A 2437-nucleotide genomic window follows, 5' to 3' on the forward strand; every position below is an offset into this window, starting at 1 on the left:
GGCCGCCGTCCTCGCCAACGTCATCAACAACCTGCCCCGCCCCCGCCAACGCCCCGGGCCCGGCGGCCGTCTCGCTGCCCGAGCCGCCGGCCACGGTCACCGTCACCGCCCCGGCCGTGACGGTGACCGAGCCCGCCCCCACCGTCACCGTGACGATCACCGCCACGCAGATCGTGACCGCCCCGACGGCCACAGCCCCCGCCCCGTCCCCGACCGCCACCAGCGTCCTGCTGCCGACCTCCAACCTCTCCCCCGCCCCGAGCACCCCGGGCAGCCCTCAGCCGAGTCACTGACCGGGGACCGGGGCTCCTCTACCCGAGGAGCCCCGGTCCGGCAGGGACAGCACCCAGCCGGTCGCCGTCTTCGACGCCACCACCCCCAGCTGGCGCCGGGCCCGTTGTACCGTTCGCGGGGCGATCCCGACGGTGGCCGCCGCCGCCAGCACGTCCCGGGCCGGCACCGGGCCGGCCGCCAGCATGCTGGTCAGCAGCCTGTAGGCGCTCGTGCTTGCCGGACGCCGCCGCGGCAGGTCCGCGCCGGTCATCGCCTCATCACGGCCGCACGCGAAGCGGCTGCTCCATGCCACGGGCCGGGTCCGGCCCGCCTGGCGGAACTGCAGGCCGCCCATGACCGCCCACCCGCTGCTGAACACCGGCACCAGTGCCATCGCCCCGTCCACGCCGTGTACGGCCATGTGCACCGCGGCCGTGTGCGAGGACCGCGACGCCTCCTGCGCCCGGCGCAAGGAGGACCAGCCCGCGCGCTTGGAGGCGTCCCGCACCGCCAGGACCGCCGTGCCGACGCGCTGCGCGAGTTCCGCCAGCATCTGCAATGCCCTCGCGACGGGCACCCGGTACGGGCAGATCGTCATGAGGTCCAGCACCACCAGCTCGGGGCGGCGCTCGCGCAGGAACCGCTCCAACTGGTCGGCGTCGGCCGGTAGGCGCAGCCCTCGCTGCCCGCCGCGCCCGCCCAGGACGGCAGCCACCTCGACCCGATCGCTGCCCGGCCCGCTGGCCTCCAGCAGTTCCGTCGCTCGCCCGGCCGTCTGCGGCGATGCGAGCACCAGCACGGTGCGCGCCGCCTGGGGCTGCTGCCCGTCCGGCAGGACCGCCGCCGTCGCCGCCCGCGCCGCGACGTCCAGGGCGACCGCCATGGTGCTCACGCCGTCCTCCCCGTCGATCAGGCTCACACCCGCCGACGGCACGTACCCGGGCCAGATCCAGCCGGGGCCGTCCTCGAACGTCGGCGGTGCGACCACCACGTACTCCGGGCCCAGCCGCAGCGCCGCCGCGATGTCCTGCGTCTCGCATCCGTCGGCCAGGCAGTCCAGCTCCACACGGCCGCCCCCGCCGGCGAGCACCAACAGGGACCCTTGCCGGTCGTCGTGAGCCGGGCACCGCGCCAGCCAGCCGCCCTCGGTCGGCCGGACGTTCCCCCAACGGCGCAGCGCTGCCAGCACCGTCTCGTAGTCCTGTGCCACGCGCCCTTCCTCCGTCGATCTGATCTCAAGCAGCCTGCTGGACCAGCAGGCTGGTTCGGCCTCACACCATCAAGACACTTGACGACGCAAAGGGTTGCTCTGCGAGGGCCGCGCGACGCAGGTGGCCGCGTGCGGCAGGTGCAGCCGCTCGTACGGCAGCAGCGGCAGTTCCGCGTTCGGTCGGCGCGAGCGGATCGTGCCGGTGCCGTCGCGGTAGACCGCAGTGTTGCCGAGCGCGCACGGGTCCGCGTCCACGGCCAGCCGCGCTCCGGCGGCAGTGATGGTCCAGTGCACCGCCATGCCGCACCGACGGCACCGGGCGAGGCCGCGCTGCGGCAGCACGCTCACGCCTCTTCGGCCACCGGGTCGGCGCCGACAAGAAGCGCCGCCACCCGCCGCCAGCCGAAGAGCGCCACGGCGTGGGCCTGGCCGTGGTCGGCGATCGCCTCCAGCACCTCCAGCGGGTCCGCAGAGGCCGCACGCCCTCCGGGAAGCGCGGCCATCAACGGCCGCTGTCCCGGCATCGTTGCCGCACCTCCGGGCCGGCCTGCGCCACCGGGCGGTTCGGGGAGCAGCATCAACGGCCTGTCGGCGGCGCGCTCCTGGTCGCGTGCGATCTCGTTCTCGATCGAGGCCAGCCGGTCCGCAACGCTCACCTGCACCGCAGGGACCGGCCTACGGCGTGCCGCAGCCCGGCGGCCGCGCCCGGCAGGGCGGCCGGGCGCCTCGAGTCCGGGCTGCGCCCGCTGCTCACGCACCCACTTGCGCCACAGGGCCTGCCAGTCGGCACCGAGAGTGGCGCGGCCCCGGTGCCAGTCCGTGAACGCCGCCGTCACGGCCGCCAGCCCGGCCGGGCCGCCGAGGCGGTCCAGGTGTCCGTCGGCCGCCGCCCACGCGAGCGCCGCTGCGTCCGGCCAGAAGCCGGCGGGCAAGGGGTGCCGACGCGCTGCCGGC

Annotated in this window: 2 protein-coding genes and 2 pseudogenes; 1 reads left to right on the plus strand and 3 read right to left on the minus strand. The window is 76.0% G+C overall.

Going from position 1 to position 2437, the window contains the following annotated elements; translation table 11 throughout:
- A pseudogene (locus tag ACIQOV_RS37455) lies at positions 1-293 on the plus strand (hypothetical protein); the annotation flags it as partial.
- On the opposite strand, the gene ACIQOV_RS37460 reads toward ACIQOV_RS37455, so the two are convergent.
- The 3 genes and pseudogenes from ACIQOV_RS37460 to ACIQOV_RS37470 all read right to left on the minus strand — a co-directional run.
- Complete coding sequence (locus tag ACIQOV_RS37460; RefSeq protein WP_401055253.1) at positions 287-1483, minus strand: hypothetical protein; 1197 nt, start codon at positions 1481-1483, stop codon at positions 287-289. The pseudogene ACIQOV_RS37455 and the gene ACIQOV_RS37460 sit on opposite strands and share 7 nt — an antisense overlap.
- A 69-nt stretch (positions 1484-1552) precedes the next feature.
- Positions 1553-1831: a hypothetical protein gene (locus ACIQOV_RS37465; RefSeq protein ID WP_401055254.1), complete on the minus strand. Its 279-nt coding sequence runs from the start codon at positions 1829-1831 to the stop codon at positions 1553-1555.
- Positions 1828-2437, minus strand: a pseudogene (locus ACIQOV_RS37470) (hypothetical protein); the annotation flags it as partial. The gene ACIQOV_RS37465 and the pseudogene ACIQOV_RS37470, both read right to left, overlap by 4 nt.

The organism is Kitasatospora sp. NPDC091257, from assembly GCF_044757675.1.
GTDB lineage: Bacteria > Actinomycetota > Actinomycetes > Streptomycetales > Streptomycetaceae > Kitasatospora > Kitasatospora lactacystinica.